2 protein-coding genes and 2 pseudogenes are annotated in these 3,902 nt (G+C 35.1%); all 4 read right to left on the bottom strand.

Going from position 1 to position 3,902, the window contains the following annotated elements:
• Window positions 1-37 precede the first annotated feature (37 nt).
• A pseudogene (locus B2Y23_RS15480) lies at window positions 38-163 on the bottom strand (PadR family transcriptional regulator); the annotation flags it as partial.
• 59 nt (window positions 164-222) lie between these two features.
• Window positions 223-1,932, bottom strand: coding sequence for a phosphoribosyltransferase-like protein (locus B2Y23_RS07705; protein ID WP_291370028.1), 1,710 nt, complete (start codon window positions 1,930-1,932; stop codon window positions 223-225).
• A gap of 55 nt (window positions 1,933-1,987) precedes the next feature.
• Window positions 1,988-3,604: a sulfate adenylyltransferase subunit CysN gene (gene cysN, locus B2Y23_RS07700; protein ID WP_291370026.1), complete on the bottom strand. Its 1,617-nt coding sequence runs from the start codon at window positions 3,602-3,604 to the stop codon at window positions 1,988-1,990.
• A gap of 121 nt (window positions 3,605-3,725) precedes the next feature.
• Window positions 3,726-3,902, bottom strand: a pseudogene (locus tag B2Y23_RS07695) (sulfate adenylyltransferase small subunit); the annotation flags it as partial.

The following is a 3,902-nucleotide window of genomic DNA, read 5'->3' as shown; positions in this document are numbered from 1 at the left end:
CATCATTTAATTTAATCTTTTTAAATCGTGTATTGAATTACAAACGGGTAATGTTCGCTGCTGCTTGGTCAATCTGTTCTGCAATCTTTTGAACATCTTCAATGCTTAATTCATCTTGGGACAGTTTTAAACGTAATGAAGTTTTCAGGTTTTCCATCGCACGTTAGATATTCAAATGGCAATGATCAATTACCATATATTTTTTTGAGGCTAATTATTTAATTAAGTATTTGGGAATAATGGTTTCCAGTTTTCTCCTTCACACCATAAAATAGGCAGAGTAGTCTTAGGCACACTATAAGGAAATATTATAACTTGCTGTAAATCACTATAGCCTAAAGAACTTTGTACTCTTCTATCTTCGTCCCAATTCTTTCTCTCTGCAATTGAACTTAGAATTTGATACCCAATGCTTTGACAAAATTCTTTCAAATTATCTCTTTCTTTTGATGATTCCCAAATCAATGAATTTGATCCAAAAATTCTATTCCCAAGATTGCCGTCTTCTGCTTTGGTCATATGTAAATATTTACCAATATAAACTTTAAAATTTTTTAAGTTTTCTTTAATTATCAAATTTTCTAATACATTTTTTGCATAATTACTACCAACACAAAAACATAAATTTACTTGTGCGATTCTAAACTTCTCTAATAATTGATCTTCCAACTTATCACAATGCTTATCATAGTGATCTTTCATTTCTCTTATTCCTAATAGCTCAGTAATACAACTAGAAGTTTGTGTACCACTTAAACTACAATCATCAATTATTATAATTTCATCTTCAATTTTTGAAATTTTTAAAACATCACTAATGCTTCTTTCAAATTTAATTTTTTTCCCATAATACTCATTTAAATGGTCACTATGAGATATAAGATATTGATAAATAGATGAACTACCATCTGCCTCTAAAGGACAAATATATATATTATCAGCTTGTGAATCTATTTGTTTTATTAAAATATTTTCTAAAATCTCATTCAGCATCCAATAATCAAAATAATTTAAGTTCTCCAAAACTTTAAGCATTGCTCTTAAATTTTCTATAGAATCAAATTGATATAAGAAAGCATATAAAGTTTCTATTGTGATAGGTTTTCTATAAGAATTAATTTTATATAAAATATTCTTTATTCTAAATTTATCATTATCATTTAGTAGTTTGAATAGTTTTTCTTTATGAAATCGTTGTGAACTAATAAGATTTTCTTTCAACTGATTTGATAAATCACAAAATATTGAAGAATGTATGAAGTCTCCAACATTTTTATATGCTTCAACAATTGCATCATATACAGTAAATATCTCAAAGTCTAAGTAAGCATCCTTAGCATTGTGAAATTTTTGTATTTGATAAATAATTATTCCATAATTTTTTTTTCTTTCTAATTTACACTCATTCCAGAAATCTCTATCCCAAGCACGATAAGCCATTATAAACTGTTTAAATATTCCTAGATAACCACCCATTTTTAAATGATGCAATAAAACCAAATAAGCAAACATCAATGAGTTTATAGAGCTAATATCTATGTATTCCCTACTATATAAAATATTTAAAAAATTTTCTTCAAATAGCGTGAGATTATTATTCAAAATCTCATTATTAGTAATTGAGAACAAATGCAATAAATAATTATGTAATAGATAATTATCATCTACTTTTATTAATTCAAATAATTCGAGTATAATTTTTTTAAATTCTTCATCACTATCACATTTACCCAGATTTTCATTCAAATATACAAATTTATTATAAAAATCATCAGATCTTTCTATCAGACCATCTTTTAAGAACTCGTTATAACATTTACATTCTTCTTTATTATTAGATTGAAAGCGTTTGAGATCAATTTCAAAGTTACATTCCAAACTAAAAAATGGATTACTAACTAAATATGTATCTAAATTTTCTAAAAAATTCACTATTCCCTCATAAAATAACCCGCTTTTCAGCGGGTTATTTTAAATCAATTCAAGCTTATAGACGAACCAATTCCACAATTTTCTCAGCCAATTCTTCAACCGACTCTTGTGTGAAGCTTACATCTGTACCTTCTGCAACAGTGGTAATTACCGCAATACCTGTTTCACGAAGCAATGCAACTTGCGCAGCATCTAAGTCTGCTTTTGCAATCGCAACGATACCTTGTTGAAGCAACAAGTTTTCAAGCGCTTGCGCATTTTCTAATGCTTTAGCAGATACGGTAATTGACGCAGGTTTTTGACCCAAACGTGCCGCACGGTCTTCCGCAGTTACAGGGTTGCTATGTGCAGTCCATTCAACAGACTCTTCAACCATACCCGCACCAATCGTTACGTTGTTCAAACGATCAATGAAGATAAACGAACCGGTATAACGGCTGTCCTGATAACGGTCAAATACCACCGGCGCATCAAATTCAACAGTCACATTGGCAATCGCATTCAAATCAAGCTGTTCAACCTGCATTTGCTCAAGCGTATTCACATTGGTACGGAAGTTAATGCCAGTCACTTTGGCAGGCACAGTTTGCGTACCAATCTTGATGTTATACAGCTTGCCAATTACTAATGGCTGATCCGCCATCCAGACCACAGTCGCTTTCACCGAACGTGAAATGGCAGGAACAGCCTGATCCGCACGAACCAGCATATTACCGCGTGATACGTCAATTTCATCGTTTAGCGTTAGTGTGACTGCTTGACCTGCAAATGCATGTTCAAGGTTGCCATCAAAGGTCACGATTTCTTTAACCGTTGAAGTCTTGCCCGATGGCAAGGCAACAACTTTATCACCTACGTTAATTTCACCCAGCGCAATCGTACCTGCGAAACCACGGAAGTCGAGGTTAGGACGGTTGACATACTGTACAGGGAAACGGAAATCACGTTTCGCGGTATCACGGTTAATTTCTACAGACTCAAGCGTACCCATCAAGGTTTCGCCAGTGTACCACGGCGTATTTGGCGACTTGTTCACCACGTTATCGCCATTCAATGCAGAAATAGGCGTAAAGATGATGTTGCTTGGCTTACGGTCGCCTAACTGGTTTACGAAGTTGGCATAGTCGGCCTGAATTTCATTGAAGCGTGCTTCAGAGAATTCCACCAGATCCATTTTGTTGATTGCAACAATAATGTTCTTAATACCGAGCAAGCTTGCAATGTAAGTATGACGACGGGTTTGGGTTTGCACACCGTAACGCGCATCAATCAGGATGATCGCAAGGTCACAGGTAGATGCACCGGTCGCCATGTTACGCGTGTATTGCTCATGTCCCGGAGTATCGGCAATGATGAACTTGCGCTTTTCGGTAGAGAAATAACGGTAAGCCACATCAATGGTAATCCCCTGCTCACGTTCAGCTTGCAGACCATCTACAAGTAACGCCAAGTCAGGTGCATCACCCGTTGTACCCACTTTTTTCGAGTCACGGGTTACGGCTTGCAATTGATCTTCATAAATCAATTTTGAATCGTAAAGCAAACGACCGATTAAAGTCGATTTACCGTCATCCACGTTACCGCAAGTCAGGAAACGTAGCAGGTCTTTATTTTCATGTTGTTTTAAATACGCCAGGATATCCTGACTAATCAATTCTGATTGATGAGACATTGCTCAAAGCTCCACAAATTCATTGAAATCGGTTTCTGATCTTCAAATCCACCTAAATCCCTCTTTATAAAAGAGGGACTTTTTCTCCTCTCTTTCGTAAAGAGAGGTTGGGAGAGATTAATTAGAAATAACCTTCCTGCTTTTTCTTTTCCATCGAGCCTGCTTCATCATGGTCAATCATACGACCTTGACGTTCCGAACTGGTGGCTAAAAGCATTTCCTGGATAATTTCCGGTAAAGTTGTTGCAGTTGATTCAACTGCACCCGTTAATGGATAACAACCTAAAGTACGGAAACG

Source organism: Acinetobacter sp. UBA5934 (assembly GCF_002430855.1).
Taxonomy (GTDB): domain Bacteria; phylum Pseudomonadota; class Gammaproteobacteria; order Pseudomonadales; family Moraxellaceae; genus Acinetobacter.
The sequence above is the reverse complement of the archived record's forward strand: the minus strand, read 5'-3'. Positions and strand labels throughout refer to the sequence as shown.